Raw genomic sequence first — 18745 nt, 5'->3', positions numbered from 1 at the left:
CTAATCGATTTCTTAAAACGCAGTACTGGTATTGGATTCATGATAAAAATTATATAATAGACGATTAAAGGAGAGCCACCCAAGCATGCTCTCCATTTTTATATTCTTATTTCTTTATCCTAGTCCAACATTAAAGCCTGCAGCTTAACTAAATTTTTCATTTCAAGCTTTTGTATTTAGCATAAAGAATGCATAGAGAAAAACACTAAGAAAATCTTAAGAATTGATGTCGGAGTTTGTTAAGATTTAATTAGTATTATATCCTTATACGAATCCTATAGGGGTGATGACATGAACCTAAAGCGGTGGAGGAGTGAATGTAGTTGAACATTTTGATTTGTGATGATGATAAAGAAATTGTTAGGGCGATTAGCATTTATTTAGAAAATGAGGGCTATCATGTATTCAAAGCTTACAATGGTATAGAGGCAATCGATCTTATTCGGGATCACGTTATTCATCTTATTATTATGGATATTATGATGCCAAAAATGGATGGGATTACGGCGACGATGAAGATTAGGCAAGATAATATGATTCCGTTAATAATGCTTTCTGCTAAATCGGAGGATTATGACAAAATACTCGGATTAAATATTGGAGCAGATGATTATATGGCTAAGCCGTTTAATCCATTAGAACTTGTGGCTAGAGTGAAATCACAGCTAAGAAGGTATACGACATTTGGGAGCCTCGAGATGAGCAGTTCTGTATTTCAAACGGGCGGGCTTGTGATTGATGATGAACAAAAAGTCATTACTGTTGATAAACAAGAGGTTCATTTAACACCAGTGCAATATAAAATCTTAAAGCTTCTGACAGCCAATGCTGGTAGGGTGTTCACGATTGAAGAGATTTATGAAAAGGTATGGAATGTCAGGGCTATTAATCCTGAAAATACGGTTTCGGTTCATATTCGAAAGATTCGAGAAAAAATTGAAATTAATCCAAAAGAGCCAAAGTATTTAAAAGTTGTATGGGGAGTTGGGTATAAGGTTGAGAAAGTTGAGAATTATTAGTCATGCACTTATAACGAAAATAGTTGTGTTTCTAATTGCCATCGCTTGTTTAATTGGTATAGCGAGGGTAATGATCAACATGGAATTTAATGAAATTCACCTTAGTAGTTTAAATCAAGATAATTATTTTGAAAGCCGAGCATTCGCTGATGAAAGTTACAGCATTATGGCTCCTTTAGCGCAATTAATCGGGAAATATAAAAGTGAAGAATATATTTTAAGTGGTAAAACACTAACAGAAGAGGATAATAGAAGAATCGAAGAGGAATTATATTATGATTTTCGTAATTCTTACAGATATAATTCGAATTTGAGTGAAGAGGAAAATAAGCATATCTATCAAGAAAAATATGCAAATGACATTGCTAGAACAAAAGATGAAAGCATAAATGAACAGGTAAGAAATTTTTATCAGTTACGTAGTACGTTAGAAGCTTATGAAGGAATTGTGTTTTATGCGAGTGACGGTGAACATGAATTTTCCAATAGTGATCTCAAGAAGAAAGAGCAATTTAAATCCTTTGATGCATATATGCTATTTGAGGATTACCAACAAAAGCTTTATCCAAATGAAATGAAAGAAAGTCAATACTTGGGTTACATTACACACGAAGTTGACACGTTGAACCCACAGACAGATGTTATGTATGTGGCGTTTAAAGATTCTTTCTTACAACAAAAAATGGCGGAATGGGAAAAAGATAAAGAGAATGCCCAAAGTTTTCTGAATGAATTCATGGTATTTTTAGCAGGGTTTATTTTATCTTTTGTTTATTTAATCATAGTTATTGGAAGAAGGTCATTTAAAGATAAAGAAATTCATTTCCATGTCATAGATAAACTCTATAATGATTTCAATATTGTGCTAGTTGGTTGCTTAACAGCGATGTGGATCACCATGATTGTTGAAGTGTTCCATGATATGTACATGTTCTTCACCGTGCCTATTTTTATCATTGCCTTACTATTGATTTTATCGCTCGTAAAGCATATTAAAAATAGATCGTTATTTCAGCATACACTGCTCTATCAAGTTTTCAAAAAGCTATTTATTTGGGTGAAACATGTTTTTGACAGTGGTAGTACAGGCGTGAAAATTGTGCTACTAGTCATTGGCTATCCATTAGTTGTAGCGGCAACATTTTTTATATTTCCCATTACGATAGGTGTAGCTGCCTGGTTGGCGATGCGAAAGGTGAAGTCATTTAATCGCATTAAAGAGGGCGTAGAGCAAATTAAGAATGGGGATCTTCATCATCGAATTGAAGTCGATGGAAAAGGTGAGTTTAGTCAACTTGCAGAAAATATTAATCGTATTACAGATGGGTTAAAAAAGGCAGTGGATAGTGAAATCAAGAGTGAGCGTTTAAAAACAGAGCTTATTACGAATGTTTCGCATGATATCAGAACGCCTTTAACATCAATTATTACGTATGTCGATTTATTAAAATTAGAAAACGATCCTGAAATGATTGCTGAATATGTAGACGTGTTAGATCAAAAGTCGAAAAGACTCCAGCACTTAACGGATGATTTATTTGAAGCGGCTAAAGCATCAAGTGGTAGTATACCTGTCCAGTTAGAGCGGATTGATATCGTATCATTACTAACACAAGGAATCGGAGAAATGGATGAAAAAATTGAAGCCTCGTCATTAGATTTTAAGTTAGCCCATCCAACAGAAAAGGTGTATGTGAAGGCTGATGGTAAACTTCTATGGCGTTCCATCGAAAACTTATTCTCGAATATTTTTAAATACGCACAGCCTACATCAAGGGTATATATTAGTGTTGAAGATTTAGGGAATGAAATACTTGTGACATTTAAAAATATTTCAGCATACGAATTAAATATCTCAGTCGATGAGCTAATGGAACGTTTTAAACGAGGAGATGAATCGAGATCAAGTCAAGGTAGCGGATTAGGGTTATCGATTGCTGAAAGCCTTATTCACATCCAGAACGGCAAGTTCTTAGTTCAAGTAGATGGCGATTTATTTAAGGTCATGATTTATCTACCGAAATTTCCAAATGAATAATGTCCTATTCCTTTATGACTGTAGACAAACTCAACGAATTTTGAGTTTGCTTACAGTCTTTTTTCTTTTACAATGAAATAAAGTAAAGCCGTTGATTTCCACTACGGGCGGATGCTTTCCGCGAGCGGGGTCGAGCTGCTTCCCTCGCTTCGTTACTGTCGCTTCGCTTTCGTACAGAAAACATCCGCTCAGTCCATTTTCTATCGTATATTAAAAGAGATTATGCATCAGGGACTCCTCCAAGTAGACCATCTATTTAGGGATTCTACGCATGTGAAAGCGAGTGCGAATAAACGGAAGTATGATAAAAAGGTCGTGCGAAAAGAAACACGTGCTTATGAAGAGAAGCTTCAATTAGAGTTAAATATGGATCGTGAAGAACACGGAAAAAAGCCCTTTCCCCCAGAGAAGTTTGAAAAGGAAAAATGGAAAGAAATAAAGGAAAGCACGACAGATCCTGAAAGTGGCTATTACGTGAAGGGTGAACGAACGAAACACCTCCTTGAAACCGAATAAGAGAGCAACATTTCAAATGATGTTCCTTGATATAATTCTCTATGTAATATAACTATGTTTGAACAAGGAGATGGAAGCATGAGTAAGTTAACAGGGAAAATCACTTTAGTTACAGGATCAAGTCGAGGAATTGGCCGCAGTATTGCACTGCGTCTGGCACAAGAGGGAGCCTTTGTCGTCGTCCATTACGGGAAAAGACGTAATGAGGCAGAAGCAGTTGTTCACCAGATCAAACAAAGTGGAGGAAATGCTTGCGTGATTGGTGCTGACCTTAGTACCTTAGATGGTATTCAAAATTTATTTACTACTTTGGATGATACTATTCGGGAATATATGGGCGGTGGCGGATTCGATATTCTTGTCAACAATGCTGGAATTGGTCAAATTATCAGTTTAGAAGAGACGACGGAAGAATCATTTGATGAGGTAATGAAGATTAATGTTAAAGCACCACTTTTTGTTACTCAGCAAGCTTTGCCACGTTTAAAAGATGGAGGACGTATTATTAATATTTCATCTTTTGTGACTCGTGCAGCCTCGCCAAGTGTCTTTACGTACAGTATATCCAAAGGTGCTATCGACACATTTACGCGACTTCTAGCCAAACAGCTAGGGAGCCGTAATATTACGGTAAACGCCATCCAGCCTGGAATTATTAATACAGAAATGAATGCTGATACTTTGGAAAACCTGGAAGGACAAAAATATGCTGCTGGTCTTTCAATTTTCAACAGATGGGGTGAACCCGAGGATGTGGCAGATATTGCCGCCTTTCTTGCTTCCTCAGACAGCCGTTGGGTAACAGGTCAGCTGCTTGATGCAAGTGGAGGATCTCATCTATAACAAATTTATAAGGAACTTCAAATGAAGTGACTCCAAAAAGTTAGACACATATTTTAAGCAGTTACTGAGGAATGAACTCTGTATTGGGCAGGTCTCATTCCTTTTTGCGATAAATTTCTCAACACGTATTGTTTCTGTACTTGCATTGTTATTTACTTTTGCACAAAAAAGTAAACCGCCCCTGCCTCGCCAGCATGTGAGAGGGTTTACTTTCATCACTTGGCAAATCGCCTTTGAAGCGATTCGTATTTATTAATATACATGGATAAACGTTTTTTTTAATATTGTAAATTTAATAACTCTGGATAGAAACAACGAGTAAAAGAGTTCAGCTATTTAAGAAGTATATTCAAAAATGCTTATTAGTTATATGAAAGAGGAGCCCTCATTGATATATAAGAACATTGTCAATATAACAATTCTTTTTCAATAGCTTAATTTCAAAGCTTTCAATATCCCCTTTGATTACGTTACTTATCTTTAATACCACCGAACTTATTATATTTTTTCTAATCAAGATTGTTTAATTTTAAAAATTATGAAAGCATAGTAGTAATTTAAATAATGGGAAGAACCCGCTTCAAAAATCACTATTTGTCGTAACTATTTTGTTATGGCTACTTGATGGTGTTTTGAAGCGGGTTCTTTCATTTTATTAAAATCTTTTTCAGGAATGAGGGGACTAACTAATGACCTTCGGGAGTTTGATAGATCCTCTAAAAATAGTAAAATTAGAGTATACAAGAATCTAATTCATTTGGAGGGAATAAATATGAAACGTGGTACTTTTAGAAAGAACTCAAACAAATTATTACTTGCGACTTTAGCTCTAGCTGTGGCGACTCCCGTGTATGCTATATCTGCTACTTATACTGTTGCAGAAGCGGCAACGAAAACGACATTTAAAGATGTCCCTAAATCGCATTGGGCATATGAGTCAATTAAACAAGTAGCAGAAAAAGGGCTTGTGGCAGGCTACAGTGACGGTACATACAAACCATCTGCACAGGTAACACGAGCAGAGTTTGCAACATTCCTATCACGCGTATACGACGGAAACGACCGTACACCATCTAAATTTTCAGATGTTGGAGCTTCACATTGGGCAAATGACGCTATTCAAGAAGGACTAGCAGTTGGATTCATTAAAGCTAGTGATTTCTCAAATAACAAATTTGAACCAAACAAAGCAATGACTCGCGGTGAAATGTCTCGTTGGTTAGCAAATGGTTTAGCACATGCGAACGCTGATTATGGTAAAGCGATTGAAGAAATGGCAAATTCAAGCCTTACAATTATTCCGATTCCAGAATTTTATGGTGGAGGGGTTAATAAGAAGGATCTTCCGTATATCGGGGTAGCACTTGGTACTGGCTTGCTATCAGGCTATGAAGATTTCACATTCAAGCCAAATGGCAATACAACACGTGCAGAGGTAGCAACCATCCTTATCCGCTTCATGGATGCTATGAAGAAAGCACCATCCGACTTCACAGGGTTAAAAGAACTTCGTGAGGTTTCTGAAACAGGAACAAACATTTTAACTATTTCTAACTTCAAGAAATCAAAATATGGTGGATATGAAGATATTCTTGGTAAACCTCATACGTATTTAAATAACACAGGTGTCGCTACAATTGAACATGCCATTTTTGTGGATACGACAGGCACTAAACCAAAAGGTATTTTTAAAGATATGTTTTTTAATGAAAAAGGTGAAGATAAAATTCTACTGAATAAAGGGATTTATGCAATCTACTATGAATACACATTCAAGCCAAGTAGGGACGTAAGTGTTCAAAGTGTTAGCAATGGATCTAATCTGCACTTTGCTTCGAACCTATTGGTAGATAAAAGTAAAATTGCGCTGTTTAATTTATCATCCCCAAAAAGTACATCTAAAAATGAATTTTTAAAGGGTGAAACATATCGCTATTGGGCATCTAACGGAGTATTGCCTAAACCTGGTGAAATGTTTGGTAGCAGAACAGATGATGATAGCATGTTCTATTATGAACTGAAATAGGAGTTGATAATTCGATTGAAACTAATAAAAAAAGGTACGATTGTGATCGTATCTTTTTATAGGTCTTTACATGTCAGTAGGGAAATATAGGGATTTTAAAAAACTTAACGAGTTTATAAACAATTTATTTCGAAGCATACACAAGGAAGAAAAATAAAAAGTAGAGCGACATAAACACGCTCTACTAAAGATTCTTCTGTAAAAATGCCTTGGTGCGGTCGTTTTGTGGGTTTGTAAAAAAGTTGTCTGGATGATTAGATTCAATGATCTGACCATCATCCATAAAGACGACCTTGTTCGCTACCTCACGCGCAAAGCCCATTTCATGTGTGACGACAATCATCGTCATGTGGTCTTCAGCTAAGCTTTTCATGACCTTTAAGACTTCTCCTGTCAGTTCAGGGTCTAGGGCAGAGGTTGGTTCGTCAAATAATAAAATTTGAGGATTCATCATCAAGGCACGGGCAATGGCTACACGCTGCTTTTGACCCCCAGATAGATTGGCAGGATAGGCCTTTGCTTTGTCGGCAAGTCCAATTTTCTGCAGTAAATCCTGACAGCGGCTCGTAATAGCCTCCGCTGATTCTGTTTTTAATAAGCTCGGCGCCATTTCGAGGTTTTGCTGGACTGTTAAGTGGGGAAACAGATTGAAGTGTTGAAAGACCATCCCCATTTTAGCTGTTATCGCTTTGATGTGCTGTGGCTTAGCATACTGACCGTTTTGAACAAGAAAATCGCCATCAATCACTATACTGCCACCTTCAATTTCTTCTAAATGTATTAAGCTGCGAAGCATGGTACTTTTCCCAGAGCCAGACGGACCGATGACAGCAATGACATCGTTTTTCTCCACTGTAAATGTAATTTGTTTCAGCACTTCCACCTGATCAAAAGATTTCTTTAAGTTTGTTACTTGCATCAATGCCATATGTGTCACCTCTATTCAAATGTAAAACGTTTTTCAAGCCATTTAAAGAACATCGTCAAGACAAGCGTCATAACTAAATAAATAGCACCCGCGATAAAGAACGGCGTAATCGTGAAGTCACGATTTACGGCTGTTTGCGCAAAATGGAGTAATTCAGGCACAGCTACTGCATAGAGTAGGGCTGTATCCTTAATAAGTGTAACGGATTCATTTGATAATGCGGGTAATGCGACGCGGAACATTTGTGGCAAAATTACACGCGTCGTCGTTTGCCACTTGGATAAGCCAAGTACCTGAGCTGCCTCATATTGTCCTTTATCAATGGCAAGAAGACCGCCACGGAATATTTCTGCAAAGTAGGCAGCATAATTTAAAATAAAGCCAAGGCAAGCGGCCACAAAACGATCAAGTACTAAGTATTCACCGATTACTGGCAGCATAGGTAAACCAAAGCAAATTAATAATAATTGTAGTAATAGTGGTGTACCACGCATGATATAAATATACGTATGTGCAAGCCAAGAGATTGGTTGAATGCGACTTTTTACTGCGAGTGTTAGTAAAAAGCCTAATGGAATCGAAACCAGAATAGCGATGAAAAACAGTAACACTGTCGTTTTCGCACCTTCTAGCATCGGCCATATCATAGTTTGCCAGTAATCCGCCATAAAGATGTCCCTCCAAAAAGAGTAAGAGTTTCACAAAGGAAACTCTTACAAATGATGTGTCCTGTCATTACTTTAATACTTTATCTTCACCGAACCATTTGGTAGAAATTTCAGCAGCTGTACCATCTTCGTTCATTTTGTCTAATGCGGCTTGTAATTTGTCCAATAGGGCTTCATTGCCTGGTTTCACGCCAATTCCATACTGTTCTGGTGCAAGTGATTCCTCTAATAATTTAAATGTATCAGGCTCCTGTGTCATATAATATTCTGCAACAACCGCATCGATAACAACGGCATCAACACGACCTGTTTTTAAGTCGGATAAAGTTAAAACATTATCCGCAAACTCTGTAATTTTTTTCACTTCTTTATGAATTGGATGCCCGTTTAGTGCATCTGCCGCAGAAGAAAGAGATTGAATACCTACTTCTTGTCCAGCTAAATCACTTAGTTTCAAAATCTTTGAATCTGCTTTTGTCATGACAACTTGAGCGTTTTCAAGATAAGGCTTTGTAAATAGTACTTTTTCTTTACGCTCATCTGTAATGGTATAACCGTTCCAAATTAAATCAATTCGCCCACTTAGTAATTCTGCCTCTTTTGTTTTCCAATCGATTGGTTGAAATTCTGCTTCGACGCCCATATGCTCAGCTGCCGCACGGGCTAAATCGATATCGAACCCAACGATGTTGTTCTTGTCATCACGGAAGCCCATTGGCGCAAATTTATCGTCAATGCCAATAATCATTTTTTCTACATCAGCAGCTTTTTCATCTTTCTTTGCTGCATTTTCTTTCGATGTACCACACGCTGCTAAAACGATCACAGCTGTCAGCATCATGAATAAAGTCAATACTCGTTTCATTTTGTTTCCCCCTATAATCTATCGCTTTCGTTTGCTAAACTACTAATGTGTTAAAGGATATCATCGTGATCTAACAATGTCAATATCGTTTTGGATTAATCAGAAAGTTAGCTGCATTTCCTAGCATTTTTTGAATGAAGCTTATTTTCATAAAAAGTTTGAATAGGGGGAATAGTAAACAACGGAAGAAAAGGGGAAAAGAAAACGAGACTGTACATGACGGACAGTCCCATGAAATAGGATTAAGTATTTTTACTTTGAATTGCTTTTCGAGCCAAAGCATCGGCAGCTTTATTTTGTGAGTCGGGCACCCATTTAATAAAGAATAAATCAAAGCTAGTGGCTAGTGCTAAAGCTTTTTCAAGATAAGGTTTAAATTCCTCGTTTTTAACATATTCTTTTTCCATAGAAGCGACAACGATTTTAGAATCCGAGCGTACGGATACTAGTGTTGAGCCTAGCTTTTGTGCTTCTTCAAGACCGCGAACTAGTGCAGTGAATTCAGCGATATGATTATTTGTTTCGCCAATATACTCACTAATTTGGATATGATGGCCTTCACCTTTAATAAATAGCCCGATCCCACTTGGACCAGGATTTCCTGCACTGGCAGCGTCTATATAAACTTCTAACATACCATCCCTACTTTGCAATGTGACTTCTCTATAATTGTACAACAAGGATCAGAATCATAGTCTGTAAAAAATGGAACAAACAAAATAGTTGCTTGTTCAAATTGAACGCTTCATAATAATAAGAAGTGAATTTTGGACGTGAAAGGAGCGGGGGCTCAACATGGATAAAGTGACGGTTATGAGGGATATTGACGAACTGCATGATACGTATTGTGCGGATTGCTTGGTGATTAAGCAATTACGTAAAGAACGTGGTAAACCAGGAGCTCACCGTTTCTGTATTGAGGCGTGTTCAGTTGGAGAAAAGTTACAGTTTTTGGGAGAAGAGCTTTTGAAAGTGTATAGTAAATAAAATACGAACCTCATGAGAAAAAGCTACATTGATTAGCAATCCGCTGGTCAATGTAGCTTCTTTCATTATTACTTTTATTTTGTTTCAGCATAACTGCTTAGGTCTTGATAATATTTTGTCAGAGACGAAGCAGAAATATCAAAAGTTGCAGCAATTTCCTTTACGGTCATGGATAGGGACTCGAATAGCTCTTTTTCCTGACCATAACGAATCGCACCAGCTGCAATAGCCGCTTCTTTGCGAGCAGTCGGTTGTCCTTCGATTAAATAGTCCTCTAAAAGCTCAAGCATCGGAGCTGATTCACGCTCATTTTGCTCTAAGAAATCTTTTACTTGTGTCAGGACATTGCTTTCGAAGTTTGAAAACTCCTCACCTTTATAGCCATTCGATACTAATAGTTCCCAGAATGTTAGATGCTCTTCTTTTAAGAATGAGCTTACCTTCTTCTCGGATGCCTCATAGTTTTTCTTAAATTCTTCAAATACTTTTGCATGATCCTCAGGGAAGAAAATTAGGGTAGACACAGCTAAATAATGTGTCGATTTCTTCGTTCCATCTGGTAAGATAAAGGCAAATACATGCATACCTTCAGGAATCGGTTTATTATTTTCACGACGAATAGAAAGCTCTTCATTCGTAAGTAAATGATTAGCCTTGAAATATTTTTCCTCAACAACAGACACCGTACCAATAAATAAAGCCGGCTGAGACCAGTCTTCAAGTACCTTGACAGTAGATGGTCTTACTGCCTTTTTCTTCGTTTTCTTTAAATAACTTTTCCAAATAGATGGTTCTTGATGGAAGAAAAAGTCGTCTAAAGCGATTGCTTCAATGAGCTCACGCTGTAGCACACTCTCTAATTTAGGCTGCCATGTGCCGACATGCTCAATATATGCACGAACATCTTTACGTTCGGGATATTCTAAGTAAAAAGTTTGTAGCACACGCTCTAATTCTTCGATTTGTACTGTTTCCACTGTTACTTGCTGTTTGCCTTCACAACATTTTTTATATTTTTTGCCGCTACCGCATGGGCATGGATCATTACGTTTTACCATAATTAGAACACTTCCTTTAATAATTGTTAATCGTATATTGCTAAATAATTTGCGTACTCTTAATAATAACGGTACTTTTGTATGAAGAAAAATGATTGTCTATTTTGAAATATCTAAAAAATGTAGAGGGACGCCCTGATTCTATTATATGTACGTATTTTTCCACTTAGAACTAAAAAAAGAAAACGATCTGCACCTTTAGCATGCAGGACCGTTTTCTTGCTAGATTATTGCTGAACCGCTTCAATTTCCAAAGTTAGGCGTTCAAGCTCATCAATCAAATGACCGATATAGGCAATCGTATCACGAAGCGGTTGGTCTGTTGTAATATCGACACCAGCCATTTGTGCTAATTCTACTGGTGATTTTGTGCCACCAGCCTGTAAGACAGCTAACCATTCTTCAACAGCTGTGTCGCCCTCTTTTAAAATACGTTGAGACACTTGTGTAGAGATGGTTAACCCAGCACTATATGTGTATGGGTAAAGACCCATATAATAGTGAGGTTGACGCATCCATGTAAGTTCTGCACCTTCAGAAATGTCGACTGTATCACCCCAGAAATCTTCTAGCACAGAGCGTTTTAATTGATTTAAAATTGTTGCATTAACAGCTTCACCAGCATCAATTAATCCATACACTTTACGTTGATAGGCTGCTTCTAGTAAATGAGTGACAAAGTTATGATAATACGTTTTCGACACAATATTTGAAATCACCCAACGTTTAAACCGTAAATCATCGTTATGTGTTAGTAAATAATTCGCTAACAGCATTTCATTCATTGTTGATGGTGCTTCAATAAAGTATAGAGAAGGTCGGCTATTAAGATAAGATTGATGTTCATGCGTATTCGCAAAATGCCCTGCATGACCAAGCTCATGAATAAGAGTAAAGACTTCATTCATGCGTTCGTTCCATGACATTAAAATATAAGGATGGCTACCATACGGACTTGAGCAAAATGCCCCTGTAGATTTTCCTTTGTTTGGTGCATAGTCAATCCAACGTTCATTGAAGGCTCTATCCATTAAATGATTATAGTCTTCCCCCATAACAGCTAATGCTTTTTCAACATATTCTTTCGCCTCAGCCATCGATAATTTTGGATCATAATCAGAATCAAGCGCTATTTTTAAATCTGCAAATGTCATTTTATCGATACCATTGGCTTTTTGAATTAAAGCTGCATAACGACGCATATGTGGGGCAAGCTCTGTCGTAATTAAATCAATTTGACGATTATAGAGTGAACGATCGACGTCCTGATCAAAGAGTAAATAATCAATGACCGAGTTAAAGCCTCGTAGGTCTGCCATTGTTTTTTCCTGCTGAATATGCGTGTTATACACTTGTGCTGTTGTATGCTGGTAATCGCGTAGCTTGCTTGAAAAGGCTTTAAAGGCAGCGCGGCGTATTTCTGTATTCGCTTCAAACTCCCAGTCATTTTCGTAAAGGACGAAGCTAAGTGGATGCTTTTCACCATTGGCTTCAAATTGACCAAAGTTCATGTCTACTAATTTCGTCGTATTGTATATTTCATATGGTGCATCGAATGTAGCACTAAATGCTGCCAATGCTTTTTCGACTTCAGGATGTAGCTGGTGAGGCTTTTGCTTTAACAGTTCCTCTAGATAACGTTTGTAAAGAGGGCTTGATGCTGCCGCTTCTTGTAAAATAGCTTCATCCAACGCTAGTAACTCACTGCGCACGAAGGAGAGAGCGCTGCTTACCTTTCCAATAGCTGTAGCAAATTTTGCAGCCCGCATTTGCGCTCCATCATTTGTACGATCTGTTTCAAGGTTTAAGCTGGCATACGTGCCAATCGGAACAAACCTTTTTTGTAGCTCTTCAAAGGCAGATAGCACGTCAATAACTTTTTGTGCATCTGTAATCGTTCCTTGGTATTGCTGCTCGAAGCTAAGTGCGTCTTCCACCAATTGTGCTAAAGTAGGTTCAAAATCAGCATCATGGTTCAATAAATCTGTTAAATCCCAAGTTTCTTCTACTGCTACATCTTTTCGTAATGGTAAAACTTCCATTCATAGACACCCCTTTACATGTAAGTGATTTCATTATAACGAAACTATTTCGGAAAGTGAAATAATTTCATAGAATAGTTGCAATATTCTTAATGTAGATCGTTTGTCGAAGACATGTTTGAAATATTGTCGGGCGGGAACAATAGATGTATAGCCGACATCATTTGTTACACATATTAAAGGCTAGAACAAGACATATTGGAGGAGAAAGTGATTATGACACAAAACTTAAACAAACAATTAAATAAGCTAGTGGCTACATGGTCTGTACTTTATACAAAGCTGCACAATTATCATTGGTATGTGACAGGACACTCATTCTTTACACTGCATGCAAAATTTGAAGAGTTGTATAATGAAACAACCTTGAATTTAGATGAAATTGCGGAGCGTATTCTTTCAAAGGATGGCAAGCCAGTCGCAACATTAAAAGAACATCTAGAGCTTTCCTATGTAGAGGAGGCGGCAGGAAATGAGACGACAGAGGAAATGGTCGCTACGATAATTTCGGATTTCCAAAAGCTCATGAAAGCATTAAATTCCACAATGGAGCTAGCAGCAGAAGAAGGGGACGATCGTACAGAGGATTTACTTAACGCCATGTACCAATCTCTTGAAAAGCATACATGGATGTTAAAAGCCTTTCTTGACAAGTAAAAACGACAGTTACAGCATGTTGGAGATATTAAGTACTCTGGCATGCTTTTTTTCTGCAATTAATGCTTGATGTCAAAGCCATAACATGTATTAAGGGTTCATAACAATTATGACAGTTTGGTAAAAAGCGTTTGCTTGTGTACAGCAAGGGTAATTATCTAGTAAGCCATATAAATTAGGAGGAATTGAACATGATGAATGAACAAAACCCACAAATTGAGGTGGCCCACACGAGGGATGAAATGCTTCACATTTTAGAAAGTATGCGGTTAGAAGGTTATCAACAAGAGGATATTCATATTATTGCGAAAGATTCCGAACAGTTTGAGGATGTAAAATGGGATGCTGATGTCCAAACACATGAGGCTGGTAATTGGGTGGACCAATTTAAGTCTTGGTTTACAGGTGACTCGGCTGTGACAGAGGGCTTAAAACGATTTAATCTATCAGAGGGACAAATCGCTTATTATGCACATCTTGTGGAGCAAGGTAGTATCGTCTTATATGCGGAACGTGAGGATGATGTAGATCTGCTACAAGCACATTCTGAGACAGTTGCCGAGCAAGAGGCACGTTTAAAACAGCAAGAGCGTATGATAGAGGCAGAGCAATATAGAAGGTTTTTATAATGATCAAACCAGTGAGATATGGCTCTGGCTTGCTGGTTAAAATATAGACAAAGTCGTTTTATTCGACTTTGTCTATTATTTTATCTAACACTATTTTCCTTTAAATCCCATATCTATATTTAGCAATGTTATCCTTCGCATTTAAAATCGAAAGTATCGGGTCACTTGTAGGCTTTTCAAATGGCTGCTTAAACAGGTTATGAGGCATAGTATGTAAATGGCTAGCTTCTTTATTGTCATGGCTTTGTTTAGTTTCCATCAGGAGTACTCTTTGTCCATTTGGTTTAACAAGATATTGACGCACATAGCCATTTTCGTGTCTGACTTCAATTTTCGATTTGTTCTTTTTGGCGTCTTCCTCTTCACTGCCATCCACATATTTAAGTAAATCCAATAGGTTTTCTGTTTTAATAGGTTGATTGACCTTAGCTGGTAAATAGTATGATGTATTTCGGGGTTGAATTTGCATAGATGACTCTCCTCCAATTAGTTTCTGTAAAAAATAGACTGTATAGTAAACTATTTTACATGTAGTGATGCTATAAATTCAATACATAGTAGAAAAGGAAGCTTGAGATATAACTCTCAGCTTCCTTTTTCATTCGTAAATGAAGTGACATGACACACTATTTTATTGTATGACTTTTTCCTGTGCTTCTTTTTTAATAAAACGTAACGCATGAAAGTGCTCTAATTGAGCCACTAAATTACCAATAAGGATAAAGCTACCGCCAATCACTAATTTCACTGTTAAACTTTCACCAATAAACATCATGGCAAACATGGCTGCAAAAATTGGTTCTAATGAAAAAATAAGTCCTGTATGTGTAGCAGAAGTATACTGTTGTGCAACAGTTTGGCCAACAAAGCAAAATGCACTACAAATGATACCGAGCCCTAAAATAGCCAGCCAAGATGACATTGAATTTGGCAATGTCGGTGTTTCAAATATAAATGTTAAGACAAGGGCATAGATACCAGCAAAGCCGAGCTGATAAATTCCGTATGAAATGGATTCAACATTTCGTGTAAATGAGCTATTCAGTAGTAAATAAATGGAATAGCATAGTGCTGCAATGGCTACTAATAAATCCCCTTTATGGAAGGTGAATGAGCCATGTGCTGTTAAGACTGTAATACCAATCATCGTGCAAATGACCGCAAAGCTAACGGCTCTCGATGGTAATTTTTTTTCAATGAAACTGCTGAAAATCGGCACTAATACTACGGTTAGGCTTAAAATAAAGCCTGCATTTGAGGCAGAAGTAGACTGTAAACCAAATAAACTTAACGCGAACACAATGAATAATAAAAATCCTTGAATAGCCGCATATTTTAATGTTTTACCATTTACTTTGATCATCCGTTTATAAAAAATAAGTCCTGCTACGAAAAATGCAATGATACAACGCAATGCCACCACATTATAAACTGCCAATGTTTCAAGCCCCATGACCATAAAGGTATAAGATAGTCCCCAAAACATTGTGACAATAACCATCAATACATTTGCTTTTCCTTGGATACTCATTATGTTCACCTACCATCTGTGTACTAAAACAGTTTTTATACTAAAATTTACTATATATCTTGTATTGTGATTAGTAAAACGAATGTTTATAATGAATAGGATTAAAAAAATTCATGTATATAGAGGGATGACGGATGAGCTTAGTTAAATATGAGATTTTAACAAAGGTGGCAGAGGTAGCAAGCTTTACAAAAGCAGCGGATGCACTAGGACTAACGCAGTCTGCTGTGAGCCATGCCGTGTCTAGTTTAGAAAAAGAATTTGGCTTTGCTCTCATTCATCGAAGTCGTGCAGGTGTAACACTGACGAGTGAGGGGCAGACCATGCTAAGGGCGATGCGTCAGGTTCTGGATGCCCAGGAATTATTGCAGCAGGAAGCGGCCCATATACTGGGTGTAACACGCGGGAAAGTTCGAATTGGCGTTATTTCAAGTATTTCCTCGAATTGGATGCCAGAAATTGTTCGTATTATGGATCATCAATTTCCAGGGATACAAGTAGAGTTACGAGAGGGAGATTATTACGAAATTGAACAATGGCTGCTAAGTGGGGAAGTCGAAGTAGGATTCTTGAATGGTCAAAAATCAGAGCAATATCAATTTATGGAATTACAACAAGACCCTTTATTATGTATTGTTTCAGATAAAAGCCCTTTATTTCATAAGACAGAAATTGATATTGTTGACCTAGAAGATATGCCTTTTATCATGACTTCCTATAAAGGGACAAATGATGTAAAGGTACTGTTGGAGCAATATCATGTAAAGCCCCATATTCGCTTTGAGCTTTCTGAGGAGGTAGGGATTCTTTCAATGATTTCCCATCATTTGGGCATTAGTATTTTGCCTCAATTGGTCATTCAACATTTACCATCAACGTTAAAAGCAATCCCGCTAAAGCAAGGAGGCTACCGTACCATTGGAATTGCGATGAAGCACCATGCTTCCCCTGTTACCAAGAAATTTGCGGAAATATTAAGTGCTTGGTTAAAAGAGCAAAATAGTACGCTATGATTGTGGCTATTGAAGCACATCCTTACATTACGTTAAAATAGTATTTGTATATATTGTAGAAAATAGGTGAGTGTATGGGGACATTACAAGGCAAAACCGTACTCATTACAAGTGGGGGAACACTTGAAAAATGGGATCGTGTACGAGGGCACACGAATTTATCAAAAGGGACAATGGGCTGTTATTTAGCAGAGGCCGCATTGGCTAAGGGTGCGAATGTAATATATATGCATGGCTACTTTGCACAGCTTCCAGCAAACCACGACAAAATGACATTGGTAAAATTTGAAGGTATTGAGGATTTAGGAGAAAAGGTACGTCATGCGGTTCAGCTACAACAAGTCGATATTGTTATTATGGCTGCTGCTGGCTCCGATTGGGTTATTGACAAGGTTTATGATCAATCCGGTAATTTAATGGAGGAAGCGGGGAAAATGCCTTCTGACGAACCACCTATTATCCATTTTAAAAAGGCACCAAAAGTATTAGGGCAAATCAAGGGCTGGCAACCGAATGTAACGCTAGTGGGCTTTAAGCTAGAAGCTACAAATGATGAGGATTTTTTACTCGCTCGTGCAAGACTGCGTATGGAAGCCGCGCATGCTCAATTTATGGTTGCAAATAGCTCGCAGTCTTTATATGGCGGAGATGAGCCTCATTGGATCGTGCCTGCTGAGGGACAACCAATTAAGGTGATGGGCAAGCAACAGACAGCACAAACTTTAATGGAATGTTTGCATAGGGAATAACGTGATGAACTGTGGAGAAGGTCATACTTCTACACAGTTTTTTCTTTGCCATTGTGGTTAGATAGACTGACATAGCATACAATACGATAGGATTATGAGTGAATTATAACAGAGAGGATGCTATTACAAAGTATTCAACTAGGTTTTCTAATATTTTATATTGACATTCGGATAACAGAATTATAGAATTATTTTCAAGAAACGCAGTACTCTTATCAAGAGAGGTGGAGGGACTTGGCCCCATGAAGCCTCGGCAACCGAGAAGATAGGTGCCAAATCCAACAGATGGTGTCTGAGAGATAGGAGGGGCTATCAATCGGTTTGATGCGTTGGCCTCTTTTGTACAACTAGGAGAATAAAGAGGGGGTGTATCGTATGGCTCAATCGGCAAAGGTAGATGATAAAAAATTAGAGGCAATTGCTAAGGCAATTCAAAATCTTGAATTTGGTGAAGTGAATATTACGATTCAAGATGGTGTGATTGTGCAAATTAATAGGCTTGAAAAGCAGAGATTTCCACAGAAGAAATAATGCTCATTTCAGTTGAACGATGTGAAAAGGCCACCAATAAGCATGGTTTCCATTGCTTACAAGTGGCTCTTTTTTATGGAAATTAGCTATAAAAGCTTTTTGGAATTGGACCGATATGACGACGATGATAGAGAAGGGGTTCTTTTTGAGAATTTGTAATGTCTAGCACTTGCCCAATAAAAATAGTATGATCGCCTGCATCTATTTGCTGAAATGATTTACATTGTAAAATAGCTGCTGTATCATGTAAAATCGGTAGCCCAAAAGTAGAAGTAGACCATTTAGCTTGAGCAAAGCGATCCGGGACTTTACTTGCAAATAATGTACATAAATGCTCTTGATTACTCGCTAAAATATTGACAGCGAATTTTTCCGCACCCATAAAGTAAGAATGGAGCTGAGATTTTTTATCAAGTGACCATAAAATAAGTAGTGGGTCAATGGAAACAGATGCAAAAGAATTGACTGTTAAGCCAATTGGATTCGTTTCATGACATGCTGTCACAACCGTTACACCTGTAGGATAGTTACCTAATGCCAATTTAAAAGCAGCTACTTGATCTGTCATTCAAATCACCTCTTTATAGTTAGTCATAAATTAGTTAACGGAGTTAGTAGGTAAATTGCACTTTTTTTCATACCATA

At 37.5% G+C, this 18745-nt stretch carries 19 protein-coding genes, 1 pseudogene and 1 riboswitch; of the genes and pseudogenes, 11 read left to right on the top strand and 9 right to left on the bottom strand.

The features are described 5' to 3' along the window. The first annotated feature begins 323 nt into the window (after positions 1–323). From MHI34_RS21730 to MHI34_RS21710, 5 genes and pseudogenes are all read left to right on the top strand, one after another. The gene (locus MHI34_RS21730) at positions 324–1019 is read left to right on the top strand and encodes a response regulator transcription factor (RefSeq protein WP_342503965.1); all 696 of its coding nucleotides are present in this window, start codon (positions 324–326) and stop codon (positions 1017–1019) included. Next, positions 997–3057, top strand: coding sequence for a HAMP domain-containing sensor histidine kinase (locus MHI34_RS21725; protein WP_342503964.1), 2061 nt, complete (start codon positions 997–999; stop codon positions 3055–3057). The genes MHI34_RS21730 and MHI34_RS21725 overlap by 23 nt, the downstream gene beginning before the upstream one ends. Positions 3058–3252: 195 nt before the next feature. Then, positions 3253–3552: pseudogene (locus tag MHI34_RS21720) on the top strand (IS5/IS1182 family transposase); the annotation flags it as partial. 99 nt (positions 3553–3651) lie between these two features. Beyond that, on the top strand, positions 3652–4416 hold the full coding sequence (locus tag MHI34_RS21715) for an SDR family oxidoreductase (protein WP_342503963.1): 765 nt from the start codon (positions 3652–3654) through the stop codon (positions 4414–4416). A gap of 772 nt (positions 4417–5188) precedes the next feature. After that, positions 5189–6442, top strand: a complete 1254-nt coding sequence (locus MHI34_RS21710) for an S-layer homology domain-containing protein (protein WP_342503962.1) — start codon at positions 5189–5191, stop codon at positions 6440–6442. A gap of 184 nt (positions 6443–6626) precedes the next feature. Here MHI34_RS21710 and MHI34_RS21705 read toward each other — a convergent pair whose 3' ends face one another. The 4 genes from MHI34_RS21705 to MHI34_RS21690 all read right to left on the bottom strand — a co-directional run bounded on the left by MHI34_RS21705 (position 6627) and on the right by MHI34_RS21690 (position 9538). Then, positions 6627–7370: an amino acid ABC transporter ATP-binding protein gene (locus tag MHI34_RS21705; RefSeq protein ID WP_036127795.1), complete on the bottom strand. Its 744-nt coding sequence runs from the start codon at positions 7368–7370 to the stop codon at positions 6627–6629. An 11-nt stretch (positions 7371–7381) separates the two neighbouring features. Then, complete coding sequence (locus MHI34_RS21700) at positions 7382–8038, bottom strand: amino acid ABC transporter permease (protein WP_036127793.1); 657 nt, start codon at positions 8036–8038, stop codon at positions 7382–7384. Between the two features lie 67 nt (positions 8039–8105). Next, a complete protein-coding gene (locus MHI34_RS21695) occupies positions 8106–8903 on the bottom strand; it encodes an amino acid ABC transporter substrate-binding protein (protein ID WP_342503961.1) in 798 nt (265 codons plus the stop codon). Between the two features lie 242 nt (positions 8904–9145). After that, positions 9146–9538: a ribonuclease HI family protein gene (locus MHI34_RS21690; RefSeq protein ID WP_058844683.1), complete on the bottom strand. Its 393-nt coding sequence runs from the start codon at positions 9536–9538 to the stop codon at positions 9146–9148. A gap of 160 nt (positions 9539–9698) precedes the next feature. Between MHI34_RS21690 and MHI34_RS21685 the strand changes: the two genes are divergently transcribed. Continuing rightward, positions 9699–9890 (top strand): zinc-finger domain-containing protein, encoded by a 192-nt coding sequence (locus MHI34_RS21685; RefSeq protein WP_036127782.1) that lies wholly within the window; start codon positions 9699–9701, stop codon positions 9888–9890. 74 nt (positions 9891–9964) lie between these two features. Here MHI34_RS21685 and MHI34_RS21680 read toward each other — a convergent pair whose 3' ends face one another. Both MHI34_RS21680 and pepF read right to left on the bottom strand, forming a co-directional pair. Beyond that, positions 9965–10948: an SEC-C domain-containing protein gene (locus MHI34_RS21680; RefSeq protein ID WP_058844684.1), complete on the bottom strand. Its 984-nt coding sequence runs from the start codon at positions 10946–10948 to the stop codon at positions 9965–9967. A 227-nt stretch (positions 10949–11175) separates the two neighbouring features. Then, positions 11176–12990 carry an oligoendopeptidase F gene (pepF, locus tag MHI34_RS21675; protein WP_342503960.1) on the bottom strand — a complete coding sequence of 605 codons (1815 nt, stop codon included), beginning with the start codon at positions 12988–12990 and terminating at the stop codon, positions 11176–11178. 216 nt (positions 12991–13206) lie between these two features. On the opposite strand from pepF, the gene MHI34_RS21670 reads away from it, so the two are divergent. Together MHI34_RS21670 and MHI34_RS21665 are read left to right on the top strand one after the other, a co-directional pair. Further along, positions 13207–13647, top strand: a complete 441-nt coding sequence (locus MHI34_RS21670; protein WP_058844685.1) for a DNA starvation/stationary phase protection protein — start codon at positions 13207–13209, stop codon at positions 13645–13647. Positions 13648–13838: 191 nt separating this feature from the next. Then, positions 13839–14276, top strand: coding sequence for a general stress protein (locus MHI34_RS21665; protein WP_342503959.1), 438 nt, complete (start codon positions 13839–13841; stop codon positions 14274–14276). 100 nt (positions 14277–14376) lie between these two features. Here the strand turns inward: MHI34_RS21665 and MHI34_RS21660 are convergent, their stop codons facing one another. Then, on the bottom strand, positions 14377–14745 hold the full coding sequence (locus tag MHI34_RS21660) for a hypothetical protein (RefSeq protein WP_058844686.1): 369 nt from the start codon (positions 14743–14745) through the stop codon (positions 14377–14379). Between the two features lie 162 nt (positions 14746–14907). Next, a complete protein-coding gene (locus tag MHI34_RS21655) occupies positions 14908–15807 on the bottom strand; it encodes a DMT family transporter (RefSeq protein WP_036122999.1) in 900 nt (299 codons plus the stop codon). A gap of 134 nt (positions 15808–15941) precedes the next feature. On the opposite strand from MHI34_RS21655, the gene MHI34_RS21650 reads away from it, so the two are divergent. The 3 genes from MHI34_RS21650 to MHI34_RS21640 all read left to right on the top strand — a co-directional run bounded on the left by MHI34_RS21650 (position 15942) and on the right by MHI34_RS21640 (position 18100). After that, on the top strand, positions 15942–16820 hold the full coding sequence (locus tag MHI34_RS21650) for a LysR family transcriptional regulator (RefSeq protein WP_036123002.1): 879 nt from the start codon (positions 15942–15944) through the stop codon (positions 16818–16820). Between the two features lie 74 nt (positions 16821–16894). Then, positions 16895–17569 carry a phosphopantothenoylcysteine decarboxylase gene (locus MHI34_RS21645; RefSeq protein WP_036123004.1) on the top strand — a complete coding sequence of 225 codons (675 nt, stop codon included), beginning with the start codon at positions 16895–16897 and terminating at the stop codon, positions 17567–17569. Positions 17570–17778: 209 nt separating this feature from the next. Continuing rightward, positions 17779–17875, top strand: a riboswitch (SAM riboswitch). A gap of 69 nt (positions 17876–17944) precedes the next feature. Beyond that, entirely contained in the window at positions 17945–18100 is a 156-nt protein-coding gene (locus MHI34_RS21640) for a YezD family protein (RefSeq protein WP_080717081.1), read from the top strand. 82 nt (positions 18101–18182) lie between these two features. Here the strand turns inward: MHI34_RS21640 and MHI34_RS21635 are convergent, their stop codons facing one another. After that, complete coding sequence (locus MHI34_RS21635) at positions 18183–18668, bottom strand: flavin reductase family protein (RefSeq protein WP_036123007.1); 486 nt, start codon at positions 18666–18668, stop codon at positions 18183–18185. Between the last annotated feature and the right edge of the window lie 77 nt (positions 18669–18745).

This window comes from Lysinibacillus sp. FSL L8-0126 (assembly GCF_038630385.1).
GTDB lineage: Bacteria > Bacillota > Bacilli > Bacillales_A > Planococcaceae > Lysinibacillus > Lysinibacillus fusiformis_D.
The sequence above is the reverse complement of the archived record's forward strand: the minus strand, read 5'-3'. Positions and strand labels throughout refer to the sequence as shown.